Here is an 18,222-nt window from a genome sequence, read left to right as displayed (position 1 = left end):
GGCACGGCCAAGGAAAAGCAAGAAAACCGAACGACGGGGCGATCCGGTGATTTTGCGCTGATGTCATCAGGCTTCGCAGCATCGCGAGCGTCGGACTGCAGGATGCCAGCGTTCAAACTTCGCTTGCCATCAAACCGTCGCGGCGGTAAATCTCTACCCGCTCTAACGGGGTGCCTTCCGACCACATGCTGGCCGAAGGCTGAGAGGCGTTTAACGCCAACCCGCGGAACCTGATCCGGCTCATACCGGCGGAGGGATTAGACGCGATCGGATCGATACGCCCTTTTCCCGTGCAATATCATTTTTAGGGAGAGGTGCCTGCCATGTCCAATTTTCCGCAACTGAAGCTCCTTAGCCGGCTAGCGCTCACCGCTGCTGCCGGCCTGGTTTTCACAACCGGGGCTGTCGCAGCCGACAAGACGCTGACCGTCTACACCTATGAAAGCTTCATCACCGAATGGGGCCCGGGCGCCAAGGTCGCCGAAGCCTTCGAAAAGACCTGCGAATGCAAGGTCAGCTATGTCGGCGTCGCCGATGGCGTCGAGCTTCTGACCCGCCTCAAGCTTGAAGGTGCAGCCTCCAAGGCCGACATCGTGCTTGGCCTCGACACCAACCTCGTCGCCGAGGCCAAGGCCACCGGCTTCTTCGCGCCGCACGGCATCCAAGCGGCAAACGTCAAGGTTCCGGGCGACTTCACCGACGATACCTTCCTTCCCTATGATTACGGCCATTTCGCCGTGGTCTACGACACTGAGACCCTGAAGACGCCGCCGAAGAGCCTCAAGGACCTGGTCGAAGGCAACCCCTCGCAGAAAATCGTCATCGAGGATCCGCGCACATCGACGCCGGGCCTCGGTCTGCTTCTGTGGGTCAAGGCCGTCTATGGCGACGAAGCTGGTGCCGCCTGGGCCAAGCTCAAGGACCGGGTTCTGACCGTGACACCCGGCTGGTCGGAAGCCTATGGCCTCTTCACCAAGGGTGAAGCGCCGATGGTGCTCTCCTACACCACGTCTCCCGCCTACCACATGGTGGCTGAGAACACCGACCGTTACCAGGCGGCCGAATTTTCGGAAGGCCATTACATCCAGATCGAAGTCGCCGGCATGACCAAGAGCGCCAAGGAGCCAGAGCTCGCCAAAGAGTTTCTCGGCTTTATGACCGGACCGGAGTTCCAGTCGATCATCCCGACCACCAACTGGATGATGCCTGTCGCGGCCACCAAGGAGCCGCTGCCCGACGCCTTCGGCAAGCTGGTCAATCCGGCAAAGACCTTCCTGCTGCCGTCGGAAGAGGTGGCGGCAAACCGCAAGGCCTGGATCGACGAATGGCTCGCGGCCATGAGCAAGAACTGAGGCGCGCTTGTTCGCACCGGCCGAAAACAGGATCACGATCACCGCCGGGGCCTTCGGCCTCGGCGGCATCCTTCTGTTCGTCTGCCTGGCGATTACAGCGCTTCTCTTTCAGAGCGGCGACTTCGGCGACGACGCGCTGTTCGATGCCTATATCTGGCGGGTCACGCGCTTCACATTGCTGCAGGCGAGCCTTTCGACCCTGCTCTCCGTTGCGCTCGCCATTCCGATCGCCCGCGCACTGGCGCGTCGGGCGACCTTTCCCGGCCGCGTCTGGGTGCTGCGGCTCATGGCCCTGCCGCTCGGCCTTCCTGTTCTGGTCGGCGCCTTGGGCTTGATCGAGATCTGGGGCCGGCAGGGTGTGCTCAACACGGCTCTGGCCGGGCTCGGGCTCAAGCAGCCCGTCAGCATCTACGGCCTCTTCGGCATCCTGCTTGCCCACGTCTTCTTCAACATGCCGCTGGTCGCACGCCTCTTTCTCGCAGGGCTCGAACGCATCCCCTCGGAATATTGGCGGACCGCCGCCAATCTCGGCATGCCGCCCGCCGCCCTCTTTCGTTTTGTCGAATGGCCTGTCCTTCGCGGACTGCTGCCGGGGGCCGCCGGCCTCGTTTTCATGCTCTGCGCCACCAGCTTTACGCTGGTTTTGACACTCGGTGGCGGACCTGCCGCCAGCACCATCGAGGTGGCGATCTACCAGGCGCTGCGCTTCGATTTCGATCCTCAGAGGGCGATTGCCCTCTCTGCCCTGCAGATCGTCATGACCGGCGCGCTGCTCCTGGTCCTCGCCCGTGTCGCGACGGAGCCGGCGCAAAGCGTCACCGGCGGTCGAGCCTCAAGGCGGTACGATGCAGAAACCGGCCTCTCCGGCCTGTCCGATACCGGCTGGATCCTGTTCGCGCTCGTCTTCATCGGTGCGCCACTGACCGCCGTTGTCGGTTCAGGCCTGCGCGCCGACCTGATGAAGCTGGCGGGCGATCCGACCGTGCGTCGCGCCCTTCTTACAAGTATCGCCATCGCCGTCGGCTCGGCATTGCTTTGTGTCGGTATCGCCACTGCAATGATCCGGGCCGCAGGCACCGCGACCGCGCGCCGCCACGTCCCGCCCGTTGCAAGGGCCTTCGCAGGCGCGGTCACGGCCAGCTCCTCGCTGGTTCTGCTCGTGCCGCCGGTCGTGCTTGGAGCGGGCTGGTTCCTGCTTCTGCGCCCCTTCGGCGATGTCGCCCGGTTTGCCCCCGCCATCGTCGTTGCCATCAATGCCTTGATGGCGTTGCCCTTCGTCCATCGCATCCTGGCTCCGGCGATGGCAACCCATGCGGCGCGCACCGACCGGCTGACGGCAAGCCTCGGCATCCGCGGCTTCCAGCGCCTGCGATGGATCGATCTGCCGGCGCTCAAAAAACCCCTGCTGATGGCCTTTTCGTTCGCCATGGCGCTATCGCTCGGCGACCTCGGCGCCGTGGCTCTGTTCGGCTCGCAGGACATGGTCACGCTGCCGTGGCTGCTCTATAGCCGGATGGGCAGCTATCGCACCGCCGATGCAGCCGGGCTGGCGCTGTTCCTCGGCTTGCTCTGCCTGATCTTCACCATGCTCGGCACGGCCGGCGACAGGCGCGTGCCGGAAGGACGTAACGCATGAATCCGGAAAACGCGGTCGAGCTCGTCGGCGTCGATATCCTCTATGACACGACAGCGCTTCATTTCGACTGCGCCGTTGCGTCAGGCGGCATCGTCGCCGTTGCCGGCGCGTCCGGCTCCGGAAAGTCGACGCTCTTCCACGTCATCGCCGGCTTCGAGGAGCCGGATCGGGGCGAGGTTCGCATTCTCGGCAAGACGATGTCGGGACAGGCACCGTCGGAACGGCCGGTATCCGTCATCTTCCAGGACAACAACCTGTTTGCACATCTAGACATTGCCACGAATGTCGGCTTCGGCATCAGCCCCTCGCTTCGCCTTTCCACGGGTGATCGGGTGCGGATCGATGATGCCCTTGGCCGCGTCGGGCTCGACCGTTTCGGCAAGCGTCTGCCCTCGACGCTGTCGGGCGGCGAACGTCAGCGTGTGGCGCTGGCCCGCGCTCTGGTTCGACATCGCCCACTGCTTTTGCTGGACGAGCCATTTGCCGCCCTCGATCCCGGCATGAGATCAGGCATGCGCGCACTGTTGCGTGACCTCCACGAGCAGGAAAACAACACGATCCTGATGATCACGCACCATCCCGATGACGTGAGGGCGCTGGCCGATAGCGTGCTTTTTCTGGACCAGGGGCGTATCATCGCCCATGATCCAGTCGAACGCTTCCTCGAGCGGCGCGACGTGGCGGCGATCAACCGCTTTCTCGGCAACGAGTAATGCGGCTTAGAATCGTGACGTACGCGGCACTTCGCCACAATTTGACCGCCGCGCCATGCGACGCGCGGATTATCCGGCGCAAGAGGCACGAATATTCGCGTATCCGTTGCCGTGATACCACGGGGCAACTATTTCTGTGGGGGTAAACTAGGCAGGTGGCGCTGAAATAGATACAGCAAGACCTGGGCTGGAATACGCGTGCCGGATCGAACCTATCCGGCTGAAAAAGTAAGACTTTCAACGCCACCGAGTTCGAATGGTGGAGTGGCGTTGGACGGGAAACGGGCTGAGGCATGGAAAGTCATACAGTCAGAAACGACCGGTTCCCGCCCAAGCGCGGAGGCCTCCGGACACGTGCTGTGGTTGCATTGCTTGCGACAACGCTGCTTTCCGCCTGCCAGTCGGTGATCGAGCAGACCTACGAGCCGACCGTATCGCCGTCCTCCAATCCGCAGATCGTCGACGAAGTCCAGAAGAACGACCCCCGTGCCCAGCTCGGCGCGCGCGAACATCCGCGCATCGTCGCCAGCTATGGCGGGGAGTACAAGGACGCAAAGACGGAGCGGCTGGTCGCCCGCATCGCCGGCGCGCTGACGGCCGTCTCGGAAAATCCGCAGCAGTCCTACCGCATCACCATTCTCAATTCCCCGGCGATCAACGCCTTTGCGCTGCCCGGTGGCTATCTCTATGTCACCCGCGGCCTGCTAGCGCTCGCCAATGACGCGTCCGAAGTTGCAGCCGTGCTGTCGCATGAAATGGCACACGTCACCGCCAATCACGGCATCGAGCGCCAGCAACGCGAGGAGGCGGAAGTCATCGCCAGCCGCGTCGTCTCCGAAGTGTTGTCCTCGGATCTCGCCGGCAAGCAGGCGCTGGCGCGCGGCAAGCTGCGGCTCGCCGCCTTCTCCCGCAACCAGGAGCTCCAGGCCGACGTCATCGGCGTGCGCATGCTCGGAGAAGCCGGCTACGACCCGTATGCGGCGGCGCGCTTCCTCGATTCGATGGCGGCCTACAGCCGCTTCTCCGCCGTTGATCCGGAAGCCGACCAGAGCCTCGACTTCCTCTCGAGTCACCCGAACGCGCCGCAGCGCGTCGATCTCGCGCGCCGGCACGCGCGGGCCTTTGGCGCCGAGGGCACGAGCGGTGACCGCGGGCGCGATTATTATCTCGCCGGCATCGACGGATTGCTTTATGGCGACAGTCCGCAGGAAGGCTATGTCCGCGGCCAGACCTTCATGCACGGACAGCTCGGCATCCGCTTCGATGTGCCGCCTGGCTTCCAGATCGACAACAAGGCGGAGGCAGTCCTGGCGACGGGCCCCGGCGACGTGGCGGTCCGGTTCGACGGCATTGCCGACACGGCCCGCAAGAGCCTGACGGACTACATCGCCAGCGGTTGGGTAACGGGCCTGCAGCCCGACACCATCCGCCCGATCAGCGTCAACGGCCTTGAGGCGGCAACGGCGCGAGCGTCCGCCGATCGCTGGGACTTCGACGTCACCGTGGTACGCATCGACAATCGCATCTACCGCTTCCTGACAGCCGTTCCGAAGGGATCGCGTGCGCTGGAGCCGACAGCCAACCAGCTGCGCACTTCTTTCCGCAAGATGACACCAGCCGAAGCCCAGTCCCTGAAGCCGCTGCGTATCCGCGTCGCCGTGGTCAAGCCCGGAGAAACGATCGCCTCGCTGGCAGCCCGGATGATGGGCACCGACCGCAAGCTCGATCTGTTCCGACTGATCAACGCCATGCAGGTCACCTCGACGATCAAGCCAGGCGATCGGGTCAAGATCATTTCCGAATAGACGCCGATGGCGCCGCACAATCTCCGGTTCGACGCTGTTCTGTGTCTGTGCAAGGAAGATGCATTTGCCCTGGGCAAATTGCCGTATGCGTTCGCGTCCAGCAATCACCAGCCTTGCCTCACACGCGCCACCCGTCTCTGACGCAGAACAGCCTGGCGAGTTGCCGGAAACGCCTCAGTGCACGACGGATGTCAGCGCTGGGGCCTTGGTTGCCAGTGCCGCGCGCAGCTTTTCAAGTGCCCGCGTTTCGATCTGGCGAACCCGCTCCTTGGAGATCCCGAGGTCGAGACCGAGTTCTTCCAGCGTGGCACCCTCTTCCGACAGACGCCGTGCGCGGATAATCCTCATCTCGCGCTCGGTCAGCGCACCCATGGCGTCATGGAGCCAGATGCGGGCACGCTCTCCGTCGATCATGTCGCTGACCTGTTCGTCAGGCAGGGGCGCATCGCTTGCAAGAAAGTCCAGGCGCTCTCCCCCATCGGAATCCGGACCGCCGACGGGTGCTTGCAGCGACGTGTCGCTGCCGGACAGGCGGGCATCCATGGTCTGGACATCGGCGATACTGACGCCGAGCGCCACGGCGATTTCCTCATGCATAGCCTGCGATGTGAGCTGACGATCCCCTTGCGCCAGCCGTGCGCGCAGCCGGCGAAGATTGAAGAACAGTGCCTTTTGCGCCGAACTGGTGCCACCGCGAACGATCGACCAGTTGCGCAGCACGTAGTCCTGCATCGAGGCGCGGATCCACCAGGTGGCGTAGGTGGAGAAGCGGACTTCGCGGCTGGGTTCGAAGCGTGCGGCGGCTTCGAGCAGGCCTATGTGCCCCTCCTGGACGAGGTCGCCCATCGGCAGGCCGAAATTGCGGAACTTTGCCGCCATGGAGATGACCAGTCGCATATGCGACATGGCGATCTTGTTGCGGGCATCCTGATCATGATCGTTGCGCCAGGCCTTTGCCAGGGCGTGCTCTTCTTCACGCTCGAGATAAGGTGCCTCCATCGCAATCTTGATCATGCGCCTGTCTGCTGTGAGAGTCCTCATCGATCGCTCCATGGCGGGCGCCTGGACGCCGCTTGCGGGTGAAGTCCAAGGGCCGGACGGAAGAACCCGACCGGCGCCGGCGGCGGCGTGTGCGGCGACACCGAAACTTGAAGAAACGGTGAGGCGCCCTACTTCCAAACTACGAAGCTGAATTCTGACAAGAGATCACAGAGCCCAGATCGCCCCGGCAGGAAGGCGGCGCATCCCTGCCGGCTTCGGTAAATGCGCGGCGGCGAGAAAAGTTCCCTCGCCCGGACGAGAAAGCTGCGAGCAACGACGCTGAAAACGAAAAAGCCCGGCGCGATGGCCGGGCTTTGTCTTGTCGTGGTGGGGACTGGCGCTCTTTAAGCTGCCTCGTCCTGTGCGTCGTCTTCTTCGATCGCCTTGCCGCGCTTCGGACCCTTGTTAAGATTGGCTTCGACAAGGCGAACGGCCTCGGTCTCGGACATCTTGTTCACGGCCGCGATTTCGCGCGCCATGCGGTCGAGCGCAGCTTCATAGAGCTGGCGTTCGGAATAGGACTGTTCCGGCTGGTTTTCTGCGCGGTAAAGATCGCGCACAACCTCTGCGATCGAGATCAGATCGCCGGAGTTGATCTTGGCATCATATTCCTGTGCGCGGCGCGACCACATGGTCCGCTTGACGCGAGCCTTGCCCTGCACAACCTTCAACGCGCGATCGACGAAATCGGTCTCCGAGAGCTTGCGCATGCCGATGCTGACGGCCTTGGCGACCGGCACCTTCAGGCGCATCTTGTCCTTTTCGAAATCGATGACAAAAAGCTCAAGCTTCATGCCGGCAACTTCCTGCTCCTCGATAGCAACAATCTGTCCGACGCCATGGGCCGGATAGACAATCGATTCACCGGTCTTGAAGCCGTGGCGTGTCGAAGATTTTTTCTGCTGGGTCGTCATTCGTTTCAAAAACTCCCTGTTTCGCACCCGGCCATTGTTGGCCGGGGCCGGGTCAGTGAGGCCCGGGATAGACGGGGATACCGCCGGGTGGGTCCATCCTGGTCCGTCCAAGAACGCAAACAATCCCATCAAACGCGGTCACAAAAGAGAAACGCAACGGTGCGTATCTTGAAAAGCCGCGGTGTGGAGAACGTTTGCTTTCGTGAGGTTTTCGGGCGCGCAAAAACACCCTCTGTGGATCAGTAGAAGGACCCTATCACAAAAAACTGCGGAAATCAATAATTTGCTGCATGGCAGCCATCAAGCCGCCATTCTCGCAGCTGCGAGCGCAGAGCGTGATTTTCCCCAGATTTGACGCCGGGCTCGCCATGGTTCCGTCACGCCGATCAGCGGGCCGGAACCGGGTGCCTCAATCGCCCTGGCCGGGTTCGGCGGAGAAGTACTTCTCGTACTTGCCTTCGACCCCATCCATTTCCTTGGCTTCCGGCATCGCATCGCGCTTGATGGTCACGTTTGGCCACTTGGTGGCAAAATCAGCGTTCACTTTCAACCACATATCAAGGCCCGGCTCGGTATCAGGCTTGATGGCCTCGGCAGGACATTCCGGCTCGCAGACGCCGCAATCGATGCATTCGTCGGGATGAATGACGAGAAAATTCTCGCCTTCGTAGAAGCAGTCCACGGGGCAGACTTCAACGCAATCCATGTACTTGCAGCGAATGCAATTGTCGGTCACGACATACGTCATGAGGTACTCCAGCCAAGGCTCACGTTTGATGGCAGACCGCAATCAATGGTGATGCTCGTGTCCGCGCATGCTAGGAATGTCCGGCGCGCATAGCTGCCGAAGCAGGACCGATGCACCCAACGTGGGTTGTCAGGTAAAGGCTTTATGGACCCTTTGCAAGAATATTCAATGCGCGAAACGCCGCGCTGAAGGCAGAGTTTTCTAATCGTCGAGCGGATTGAAACCGGGCTTCAGCCGGTCGATTTCGCGCCGCTCCTTCTTGGTCGGGCGCCCAGCCCCAGGCTCGCGCGTGGCGAGATCGAAAGCAGACAGCTTTTCCCGCGGCTGCGCGGGCGTCAGGTCCTCGTAGAGAAGCCGTGCTTCCTCGTAGGGACCGCGCCGATCGCCGGAGGCAAGCACGCGCACGATCACGTCGCGCCGCTCGAGAGACACGGTAAGCACATCGCCGGCCTTCACCTGGGCAGAGGATTGCTTGACCCGTTCGTCATTGACGGTGATGTGCCCCGCCTCGATCGCCTTCTGGGCGAGCGAGCGGGATTTCATGAGGCGCGTGAAGAACAGCCATTTGTCGAGACGCTGGCGCGATGCCGGGTTGGACGCTGACTGTTTCTCCATGGCGGTCCTACTTCTTCATCTGCTCCTTGAGAGCAGCAAGCTTGGCAAAGGGCGAATCCGGATCGATCGGCTTCTCCTTGCGCGGCGGGCGGGCCTCGAACTTGGCCGCGTTGGGCTTGCCGCCACGATCGTGGCGATCATGGCGATCCTGACGCTGGCCACCCTCGGACTTGCCGTCGTGGCGTTTGCCGCGGGCCGGTGCACCGCCCTTGCGGCCGCCGCCTTCACGTCCCTCGCCCTGGGCTTGTCCCTGTCCGTGCCCCTGGCGCTGACCGCCGCCACGGCGCTGATCGCCCTGAGGGCGGCCACCTTGGCGCTGGTTGTCCTGGCGGGTGCCCGGACGCCAGAGGAGTACCGGCTTGGCTTCGACAGCCTCGGCCCCGTCTTCCGCAGGCGCATGAGCAGCAACCGCTTCGCCTTCGACGGCCACAGGCTCCGCAGAGGCAGGCGCCTCAGCTTCGGCCGCCGGCTCGGCGTCGGCGCTTGCATCCGCATCGTCGTGATCGGCAGCCACTTCGGCAGCAGGCTCGGCCTGAGCGGCAACAGCGCCGCCCTGGCTTGCCAGGAACGTGGCTGCGTCTTCGGCCTTCACGCTGTCCGCGCGGTAGCCAAGACCCTTGAGGATTTCTTCCATATCGTCAGGCGTTGCGCCGAGAATGGAGAGCATCGAGGTCGTCGCGGTAAAGCGCCGGCCGTCATAGGCGCCTTCCGGACGCGGCTGCGCACCCGGCTTCCACTGCAGCAACGGACGGATGAGATCCGCCAGACGCTCGAGGATATCGATGCGAACGGCACGCTTGCCGAGGAAACGGAAACCCGCGAGCTTGTAGAAAGTCCGCTCGAACGAGGGGTCGGTGACAACAGACGTGCGACCGGCAGCCAGCATCGGGATCAGATCGCCGTAGCCCGCCTTGTCGAGGCCGTCATTCTTCAACGCCCACAGCAGCGTGATCAGCTCGGCCGGAGCCGGCTTCAACAGAGCGGGCAGGAAGATGTGGTAGGCGCCGAAGCGGACGCCATACTTGCGGATGGAGGCGCGGCCGTCCTGGTCCAGAGACTTCACCTCTTCGGCGACGTCGCGGCGGAACAAGACGCCGAGATTTTCGACGAGCTGGAAGGCAAGACCCTTGGCGAGACCTTCGAGATCCTCGGCGCGCGAGATATCGTCGAGCGGCTTCAGCACGGTGCCGATATGATGGTTCACGAAGCGCTCGATGCGGGCAACCACATGCTCGCGCGCATTGGCCTGCAGCTGCTCATCGGCAAGCAGGATGACACGCGGACGCATGACGTGGTCGCTGGCGGTCAGCCGGGCCACGGGATCTCCGAGCCAACGCACAAGGCCGTCGGACGACAGCGCAAGGTCGCCATTGCCGGAGGCGTGCAGACGCGCCGCACGCGCTTCGAACTCGAGCGCCAGCGCCTTCTGCGCAGCACCCTGCACAGCCTTGGCGTCCGGTCCGTCTCCGCCGGTCGCCAGCGTAAACCGGAAACCGGTTAGTTGTCCTACGTGATGGCCTTCAACGAAGACGTCACCATTCACACTGATTTCAGCTTCCAGCATAGCATTCTCTCTCAGGCGCTTCATGAGCACAGATGTCCTGCGATCAACAAAGCGTTTCGTCAACCGTTCATGTAGTGCGTCGGACAATCGATCTTCAATTTCCCGCGTCTTTTCTTGCCAGTGTGTCGGATCGGCAAGCCATCCGGGCCGGTTCGACACATAGGTCCAGGTTCTGATCTGCGCGATTCGCGCCGAAAGTGTGTCGATCTCGCCATCGGTAAAATCCGCTCGTCGGACCTGTTCTGCCATGAAATCCTCGTTCACGGCACCCCGACGGACAACATCAATATAGATCGTGGAGATCAGATCGGCGTGTTGAGCCGGTGTAATGCGGCGATAATCCGGCAATGCGCAGACTTCCCACAATTTCTCCACCCGGTCCGGTGTGGTCGCGAGATCCATCACTTCGGGATAGCGGGACAAATGTTCGAGCGCCTGCTGATCCACCGCAGGTAGTGCGCGCGCAAGCCCCGGAATTGTCGGCGCGGCGTCCAGGCTGCGCTTCAGGGCGGCAAGCGACGCATAGTCGAACGCCTTGGTGCGCCATTGCAGCACCTTCAGCGGATCGAATTCATGCGCCTCGATGCGGTGCACCAGTTCGTTGTCGAACGGATCGACCCGGCCGGTAACGCCAAACGTGCCATCGCGCAGATGCCGCCCGGCGCGTCCGGCGATCTGCGCCAGCTCGGCCGGATTGAGGTTTCGGAACTGGTAGCCGTCGAACTTGCGGTCTTGCGCAAAGGCGACATGGTCGACATCGAGGTTCAGGCCCATACCGATCGCATCGGTCGCCACCAGAAATTCGACGTCGCCTTCCTGGTAGAGCGCGACCTGAGCGTTGCGCGTGCGCGGTGACAGCGCGCCGAGCACGACGGCAGCACCGCCGCGCTGGCGGCGGATCAGCTCGGCGATCGCATAGACCTCGTCGGCCGAAAAGGCGACGATCGCCGTGCGATGCGGCAGGCGGGTGATCTTCTTCGACCCGGCATAGAGCAGTTGCGACATGCGCGGGCGCTCGACGACGGTGATGCCCGGCAACAGCTGCTCGAGGATCGGCCGCATGGTCGCAGCCCCCAAAAGCAGCGTCTCGCCGCGACCGCGCAGATAGAGCAGCCGGTCGGTGAAGATGTGGCCACGCTCCAGATCGCCGGCAAGCTGCACTTCATCGATCGCGACGAAAGATGCCGTCGTCTCGCGCGGCATCGCCTCGACGGTACAGACCGAATAGCGGGCACGATGCGGGGTGATCTTTTCCTCGCCGGTGATCAGCGCGACGTTGTGATGACCGACCTTTTCGACCAGGCGCGTATAGACCTCGCGCGCCAAGAGGCGCAGCGGCAGCCCGATGACGCCGCTGTCGTGCGCGATCATGCGCTCGATCGCATAATGCGTCTTGCCGGTATTGGTTGGCCCGAGCACCGCGGTGACACCGCGGCCGCTCAGGATCATGGGGTGAACGGACACGTCATCGATCCCGGGCAGTCAGAAACATAAGAGGCGCCTTGAAGCGCCGGCGGCAAACACATGCCCACGCACCGCAGCAAACGCAAGGGGCGCAGGCAACTAAAACAGCTTCACGGCAAATCAGCGCCGGCCCGCACCACCATATCTGGAGGCGCAAAATTAAGGTCTGGAACAGCCATGGAACGAATCGGCGACGAATCGCTGACTCCAGTCGATTCACTGTATGTTCACGGCTACATATAGATTTCAACTGCCAATGTCGCACCAGATGCTGAATCACTTTGCCAACAGGGTGTGCCGAGCGTGTGGCAGGCGTTAATCTTTGCTGCCGAAGCGTTAAAAGGGACAAAGGATTCGGAATCCAAGACTCTGGAAAGTTTAGGAAATTTTAACCGAAGAATCTGACGGAATCGCCCGATTCAGGGAATGGGAATCGCTGCATTAACACTTCGACCAAAGCCGGAACGAATCGACGACGAATCGTTGACATCCTGGCGTTCGATTTTTGTTCTCCACAAGATATAGTATCCAGGACCATAGTGAGCAACAGGCGCAGGACCGATTTCCTGCCGATCCCGGATGGAATTCCTGCATGCCGTTAACCTTCCATCGTCGCATGCGGTAGCGCTGAAAAACAAAACGGCGCTCCCGCGGGAGCGCCGTCGAAACTGTGAGCGATCCGCGGATCAGACGAAAAACTGACCGCCGTTGGCAGAGATCGTCGAACCGGTGATGAAACCGGCATCGTCGGATGCGAGGAAAACCACGCAACGCGCGATCTCCTCCGGCTCGCCGAGGCGACCGACGGGGATCTGCGGAATGATCCGTTCGGTGAGGACCTTTTCCGGGATCGCCCGCACCATTTCCGTACCGATGTAACCCGGGCAGATCGCGTTGACGGTAATGCCCTTGGCAGCGCCTTCCTGGGAGAGCGCCTTGGTAAAGCCGAGATCGCCGGCCTTGGCGGCGGAATAGTTTGCCTGTCCCATCTGGCCCTTCTGGCCATTGATCGACGAAATGTTGATCACCCGCCCGAAGCTGCGGTCGCGCATGCCGGTCCAGACCGGGTGGGTCATATTGAACAGGCCGGTCAGGTTGGTGTTGATCACCTCGCCCCATTGCTCCGGCGTCATCTTGTGGAACATCGCGTCGCGGGTGATGCCGGCGTTGTTGACGAGCACCTCGATCGGTCCGAGGTCGGCTTCGACCTTCGCGATGCCCTCGACGCAGGACTGATAGTTGGAGACGTCCCATTTGTAGACCGGAATGCCGGTCTCCGCCTTGAAGGCCTCTGCCTTCTCGTCATTGCCGGCGTAGTTGGCAGCAACCTTGTATCCTGCATTCTTCAGCGCGATGGAAATCGCAGCGCCAATGCCGCGTGACCCGCCCGTAACCAATGCTACCCTGCTCATGTTCGCCTCCCACGTGATTAATTCAGTTTATCAAAGGCATTTTTCATCAATTTTCGCCCAGATGCTGCCCGTAGGTCGCGGCCGCGGCCTGAAACTGCGGATCGGCAAGCATGGACATTCCGACCTCGCACTTGGTGAGCGCGAGGTTCATCATGATGCTGCTCACCTGAACGATATGCGATTTGACGCTGTCGCTCTCGTCGTTGAGGGCAGCGACAATCAGGTTCTTGAAAACGGTTTCGTCATCGGCCGTCGGGTGGTCCAGCATGCACTGGACCACCCTGGCCTGTTCGAACGGCGACGATGTCGCACGCGCATGCGCCGTCGAAGAAGCGACGAACAGGACTGAAAGGATCAATCCGCTCACATGGCGCATGAGGCCGGGCCGGTCAGAGGCGCTCGACGCACATAGCGACGCCCATGCCGCCGCCAATGCACAAGGTCGCCAGCCCCTTGGAAACGCCGCGGCGCTTCATCTCGAACAGCAGCGTGTTGAGAACACGGGCGCCTGACGCGCCGATCGGATGGCCGATTGCAATCGCGCCGCCGTTGACGTTGACGATCGCCGGATCCCAGCCGAGGTCTTTGTTGACCGCGCAGGCCTGCGCCGCGAAGGCTTCGTTGGCTTCGACGAGCTCGACGTCGCCGATTGCCCAACCGGCCTTCTCCAGCGCCTTGCGCGAAGCCGGGATCGGGCCCGTACCCATCACCTGCGGATCGACGCCGGCCGTTGCCCAGGAAACGATGCGCGCGAGCGGCTTGATACCGCGCTTGGCGGCCTCTGCTTCGGTCATCAGCAGGGTGGCGGCGGCACCGTCATTGAGACCCGACGCGTTTGCGGCGGTGACTGTCCCTTCCTTGTCGAAGGCCGGGCGCAGCTTGGTCATCTGGTCGAGCGTCGCGCCATGGCGGATATATTCGTCCTGGTCGACGACGACATCGCCCTTGCGGCCCTTGACCACGAAGGGAACGATCTCGTCGGCAAAGCGGCCCGCCTTCTGCGCGGCCTCAGCCTTGTTCTGCGAGGCGAGCGCAAACTGATCCTGCTCCTCGCGGGTCAGCTGCCACTGGCGCGCGACATTCTCCGCGGTGATGCCCATGTGGTAGCCGTAGAAGGCGTCCGTCAGGCCATCCTTGATCATCGTGTCGACCATCTTGAAGTCGCCCATCTTCACCCCACCGCGCAGGTGCGAGCAGTGCGGCGCCATCGACATCGATTCCATGCCACCGGCAATGATGATATCGGCATCGCCATTGGCGATCTGTTGCATTCCAAGGGCGACGGCGCGCAGGCCCGAGCCACAGAGCTGGTTCATGCCCCAGGCGGTTTTTTCCGGTGGAATGCCCGCCTTCATCGCGGCCTGGCGGGCAGGGTTCTGGCCTTCGCCGGCCTGCAGCACTTGGCCCAGGATCACCTCGTCGACCTCGCTCGCCTCGACGCCGGCGCGTTCGAGCACAGCCTTGATGACGGCGGCGCCAAGCTCATGGGCCGGCGTGTTGCCAAAGGCACCGTTGAAGGATCCGACGGCGGTGCGGGCCGCGCTGGCGATCACGATGGAGGGATTGCTCATGGGGACGTTTCCTCAGCTTTTCTTGGCGGTTCGACAGCAGACTGGCAAAGCGCGGAGCGCAAGTCAAACGCCTTGATGCACCGCCGCAAAACCGTCATGCGCTGCCGACTGTGAGTTTTCGCACTTGCGTCGTCGCATCGCACAAAGACATTGTCAGCGGCATTCGTTTGCGGATACTCTGAAAAGTAGAAAAAGACGGACCGCGGGTAATTGAGGAGAGCCTGATGGCGAAGAACGACGGCCAGATCGTAATCAAGAAATATGCGAACCGGCGGCTCTACAACACCGGGACCAGCACCTACGTCACGCTCGACGACCTGGCAGTGATGGTGAAGAAGGGCGACGAATTTACCGTACAGGACGCCAAATCAGGCGAAGACATCACCCATTCGGTCCTGACGCAGATCATCTTCGAGCAGGAATCCAAGACCGGCAACACGCTGCTGCCGATCTCGTTCCTGCGCCAGCTGATTTCGTTCTATGGCGACCAGATGCAGATGGTCGTGCCGAGCTATCTCGAGCACTCGATGCAGGCCTTTACCGAGCAGCAGGTGCAGATGCGCGAGCAGATCAACAAGGCCTTCGGCGACACACCGCTTGGCAAGAACCTGCAGGCCCCGCTGCAACTGGTCGAAGAACAGGTTCGCCGCAACACCGAGATGTTCCATCAGGCGATGCAGATGTTTTCGCCGTTCATCGCTTCACCTCCGGTCAAGGAAACCAAGAAGGCTGAAGCCAAGGATATCGACGAACTGAAGGAGCAATTGCGCGCCCTTCAGACCAAGCTCGACAATCTCGGCTAAGCCGGTCGCGACAACGCCGCGATCCTCATCGAGGCGCGGCGTAACGTTCCTCAGTGTACTTCAAAGACCGATCGAGACATCCCGGCCGGCCGAGCGCATCGACACGGAGAAACCGGCGATGACGTCGATGAAGCTGATCGTCATCAGGATGAAGAAGATCTGGGTTGCCGCAGGTGCGACCAGCAGGAACTCGACCAGGAACGCGATGAACAGCACCATCGATAGCAGATGGTCCATCAGCGCGCGCGTGCCGGTGCGGGTGGCTTTGAGAATTTCCACGAAAAGCAGAAGCAATGCCACGACGATCAGGAGGTCGCCGAAGCTCATGGCCCATGTGGCACCGGAGAGCATCGACAGCGACATCACGCCGGCATCAAGGCCGGCCGTGCCGCCGAAGAGGCCGAGCATGGCAAGATTGTAGATGGCAAAGGGCAGGATCAGCAATGGAATGGCGGCAAGCATGGAAAAATGCGCTCCCTCTTCGATGCGTGATCGCCATGCGCCCCGTGACGCCCGAGATCACCAGCTCGCTTGCTGCATGCTGCAGCAGATCAACGTGCCACAGCGACCTTTGCCCGCCTGAACGGGCGCGCGGCGCTGCAGAACCAACCGGTATCGGTGTAACCCAACCTCTCCGTCGAGACGGTGTCAGACCCCGCAAAAGAAAAGGGCTGGCAAAGCCAGCCCTTTAACTCGGTCCGCCAATGTCAGCGCTTATGCGCTTTCCTTCGGGGTCAGAACCTGGCGACCACGGTACATGCCGGTCTTCAGGTCGATGTGGTGCGGACGACGCAGTTCACCGGAGTTCTTGTCTTCGATGTAGGTCGGCGTCTTCAGGGCGTCGGCAGAACGGCGCATGCCACGCTTGGACGGGCTCGTTTTTCTTTTAGGTACAGCCATTTCATTCTCCACTTATCGGGCAAAACACTGTTCAGCAGCCGAAATGGCCGTATAAAACAGATGTTAATCACGGAAATTTGGCGCGCTTATACATGGCGAACTGCCGCTTGACCAGTCCCCGAGCGCAATTTTTCGACTCCTCGTTCGAGGAAGTCGAATCAAACTTCGTCCTCGGCAACGATCCACGGCTCCGCTCGTGCGGCCGTTTCCCATTTCCGGAACGCCGGATGCACCTTTACCCGCTCCATATACTCCAAAGTCGTGGGCTCGCGAACGAGATTGTAGACGTCGAAGCGGTTAACCACAGGCGCGTACATCGCATCGGCCGCCGTAAACGACCCGAACAGGAACGGGCCGCCGGAGCGCGCCAGCGCCTCCGCCCAGATCGTTTCTATCCGCGCGACGTCAGCGCGCACCTCGTCGGAAACAACCAGCGCCTGCTTCTTTCGGCGAATGTTCATCGGGCAGGCGCTACGCAAGGCGCGGAATCCGGACAGCATCTCGCAGGCATAGCTGCGCGCCCGCGCCCGGTCCTGCTGGTCTGACGGCCAGAGACCCGCCTCGGGAAACAGTTCGGCGACATATTCGATGATCGCCAGCGATTCCCAGATCTTCGTGTCGCCATAGATGAGAAGCGGCACGCGACCAGTCGGCGAAATTTCCCGCAGCTTCGGGTTCCCGGCGGCAAAATCGAAGGGAATCACCACGTCGTCGAAGGCAATGCCGGCAGCCTCCAGCGCCAGCCACGGCCGCAACGACCAGGACGAATAGTTCTTGTTACCGACGTAAAGGACGAGCTTGTCCATCATTGGGTCTCCCTGCGCTTCTGCCGCAACCCTTAAGCCAAGGCGAACATCAGGACCAATGAATAGACGTCATCTCAATCATAAAGGCAGGTGATGTATCCACCCGACCGGCTGGCCCGGCGCTCGATCAGCGATGCCAGACGCTTCAGGCCGCGCCCCGGTTTTCCGGCATTGCGCTCTTTCGGGTTGGGCAGCGAAACGGCAAGAAGTGCGGCCTGCCGACGCGAAAGCTTGGCGGCGGAAACACCGAAATGATGACGCGCGGCCGCCTCGATACCGTAGATGCCATCACCCCACTCGGCGACGTTCAGATAGATCTCCATCATCCGCCGCTTGCTCCAGACGAAGTCGGCGACGATCGCAAGCGGCAGTTCCATCGCCTTGCGCACGAAAGAGCGGCCGTTCCAGAGAAACAGGTTCTTCACCGTCTGCATCGGGATAGTGCTGGCGCCGCGCGTCGATTCCCCCTCGAGCGCATCCTCGACCACGCCGCGCATCTGCCCCCAGTCGACACCGTCGTGGATGCAGAACTGGCCGTCCTCCGACATCATCACCGATTGCACCAAGACCGGCGCGATCTGGTCGAACTCGACCCACTGCCGGTCATAGCCGCGCAAAAGCACGAGGTCGCGCAGCATCAGCGTCGAGACCGGGCGAATGAAGTCGATGAGGTAGAGCGCAATCAGCGCGTAGGGCAGAAGCACGAGGCCGACAACGGCAAGAACGATGCGACGGCGATGCAGACGCCACGTCCGACGGAGGGACGACCAACGACTGGCGGGCATATCGCCCTCCTCTCGCGCCTCGGGAACGATGTCCACGGCCTGACTGTCCACCTCTCTGTCCATCCGTTTCTCTTAGTGCATGGGCTCACAAAG

At 61.9% G+C, this 18,222-nt stretch carries 17 protein-coding genes and 1 riboswitch; of the genes, 5 read left to right on the top strand and 12 right to left on the bottom strand.

Annotated features, from left to right (window positions below; translation table 11 throughout):
* The first annotated feature begins 156 nt into the window (after window positions 1–156).
* Window positions 157–274, top strand: a riboswitch (TPP riboswitch).
* Between the two features lie 49 nt (window positions 275–323).
* The 4 genes from thiB (at window position 324) to HT585_RS18190 (ending at window position 5,506) form a co-directional block, all read left to right on the top strand.
* Window positions 324–1,352, top strand: coding sequence for a thiamine ABC transporter substrate binding subunit (thiB, locus tag HT585_RS18205; RefSeq protein WP_176354319.1), 1,029 nt, complete (start codon window positions 324–326; stop codon window positions 1,350–1,352).
* 31 nt (window positions 1,353–1,383) lie between these two features.
* The gene (gene thiP, locus HT585_RS18200) at window positions 1,384–2,988 is read left to right on the top strand and encodes a thiamine/thiamine pyrophosphate ABC transporter permease ThiP (RefSeq protein ID WP_176354524.1); all 1,605 of its coding nucleotides are present in this window, start codon (window positions 1,384–1,386) and stop codon (window positions 2,986–2,988) included.
* A complete protein-coding gene (locus HT585_RS18195) occupies window positions 2,985–3,701 on the top strand; it encodes a thiamine ABC transporter ATP-binding protein (RefSeq protein ID WP_176354318.1) in 717 nt (238 codons plus the stop codon). Before thiP ends, HT585_RS18195 begins: the two co-directional genes overlap by 4 nt.
* A 293-nt stretch (window positions 3,702–3,994) precedes the next feature.
* Entirely contained in the window at window positions 3,995–5,506 is a 1,512-nt protein-coding gene (locus HT585_RS18190; protein ID WP_176354317.1) for a M48 family metalloprotease, read from the top strand.
* Between the two features lie 174 nt (window positions 5,507–5,680).
* On the opposite strand, the gene HT585_RS18185 is transcribed toward HT585_RS18190, so the two are convergent.
* From HT585_RS18185 to HT585_RS18150, 8 genes are all read right to left on the bottom strand, one after another.
* Window positions 5,681–6,547: an RNA polymerase factor sigma-32 gene (locus HT585_RS18185; protein ID WP_176354316.1), complete on the bottom strand. Its 867-nt coding sequence runs from the start codon at window positions 6,545–6,547 to the stop codon at window positions 5,681–5,683.
* Between the two features lie 344 nt (window positions 6,548–6,891).
* Window positions 6,892–7,461 carry a CarD family transcriptional regulator gene (locus HT585_RS18180; RefSeq protein WP_025425216.1) on the bottom strand — a complete coding sequence of 190 codons (570 nt, stop codon included), beginning with the start codon at window positions 7,459–7,461 and terminating at the stop codon, window positions 6,892–6,894.
* 409 nt (window positions 7,462–7,870) lie between these two features.
* On the bottom strand, window positions 7,871–8,209 hold the full coding sequence (gene fdxA / locus HT585_RS18175; protein ID WP_025425217.1) for a ferredoxin FdxA: 339 nt from the start codon (window positions 8,207–8,209) through the stop codon (window positions 7,871–7,873).
* Window positions 8,210–8,410: 201 nt separating this feature from the next.
* Window positions 8,411–8,824 (bottom strand): RNA-binding S4 domain-containing protein, encoded by a 414-nt coding sequence (locus HT585_RS18170; RefSeq protein WP_176354315.1) that lies wholly within the window; start codon window positions 8,822–8,824, stop codon window positions 8,411–8,413.
* A 7-nt stretch (window positions 8,825–8,831) separates the two neighbouring features.
* Complete coding sequence (locus HT585_RS18165) at window positions 8,832–11,852, bottom strand: helicase-related protein (RefSeq protein WP_176354314.1); 3,021 nt, start codon at window positions 11,850–11,852, stop codon at window positions 8,832–8,834.
* A gap of 686 nt (window positions 11,853–12,538) precedes the next feature.
* Window positions 12,539–13,264 carry a beta-ketoacyl-ACP reductase gene (phbB, locus tag HT585_RS18160; protein ID WP_176354313.1) on the bottom strand — a complete coding sequence of 242 codons (726 nt, stop codon included), beginning with the start codon at window positions 13,262–13,264 and terminating at the stop codon, window positions 12,539–12,541.
* 46 nt (window positions 13,265–13,310) lie between these two features.
* Window positions 13,311–13,622 (bottom strand): hypothetical protein, encoded by a 312-nt coding sequence (locus HT585_RS18155; protein WP_176354312.1) that lies wholly within the window; start codon window positions 13,620–13,622, stop codon window positions 13,311–13,313.
* Between the two features lie 31 nt (window positions 13,623–13,653).
* Window positions 13,654–14,835, bottom strand: coding sequence for an acetyl-CoA C-acetyltransferase (locus tag HT585_RS18150; protein ID WP_176354311.1), 1,182 nt, complete (start codon window positions 14,833–14,835; stop codon window positions 13,654–13,656).
* A gap of 224 nt (window positions 14,836–15,059) precedes the next feature.
* On the opposite strand from HT585_RS18150, the gene phaR reads away from it, so the two are divergent.
* Window positions 15,060–15,638, top strand: coding sequence for a polyhydroxyalkanoate synthesis repressor PhaR (gene phaR, locus HT585_RS18145; protein ID WP_077500885.1), 579 nt, complete (start codon window positions 15,060–15,062; stop codon window positions 15,636–15,638).
* A 60-nt stretch (window positions 15,639–15,698) separates the two neighbouring features.
* Here phaR and HT585_RS18140 read toward each other — a convergent pair whose 3' ends face one another.
* From HT585_RS18140 to mtgA, 4 genes are all read right to left on the bottom strand, one after another.
* Window positions 15,699–16,100 (bottom strand): hypothetical protein, encoded by a 402-nt coding sequence (locus tag HT585_RS18140; protein WP_176354310.1) that lies wholly within the window; start codon window positions 16,098–16,100, stop codon window positions 15,699–15,701.
* Between the two features lie 252 nt (window positions 16,101–16,352).
* Entirely contained in the window at window positions 16,353–16,538 is a 186-nt protein-coding gene (rpmF, locus tag HT585_RS18135) for a 50S ribosomal protein L32 (protein ID WP_025425225.1), read from the bottom strand.
* A 158-nt stretch (window positions 16,539–16,696) separates the two neighbouring features.
* A complete protein-coding gene (locus HT585_RS18130) occupies window positions 16,697–17,344 on the bottom strand; it encodes a glutathione S-transferase family protein (RefSeq protein WP_176354309.1) in 648 nt (215 codons plus the stop codon).
* 74 nt (window positions 17,345–17,418) lie between these two features.
* Window positions 17,419–18,165: a monofunctional biosynthetic peptidoglycan transglycosylase gene (gene mtgA, locus HT585_RS18125; RefSeq protein WP_176354523.1), complete on the bottom strand. Its 747-nt coding sequence runs from the start codon at window positions 18,163–18,165 to the stop codon at window positions 17,419–17,421.
* Between the last annotated feature and the right edge of the window lie 57 nt (window positions 18,166–18,222).

It is taken from the genome of Ensifer oleiphilus, from assembly GCF_013371465.1.
Classification (GTDB): domain Bacteria; phylum Pseudomonadota; class Alphaproteobacteria; order Rhizobiales; family Rhizobiaceae; genus Ensifer; species Ensifer oleiphilus.
This window is presented reverse-complemented; position numbering and strand designations above follow the sequence as displayed.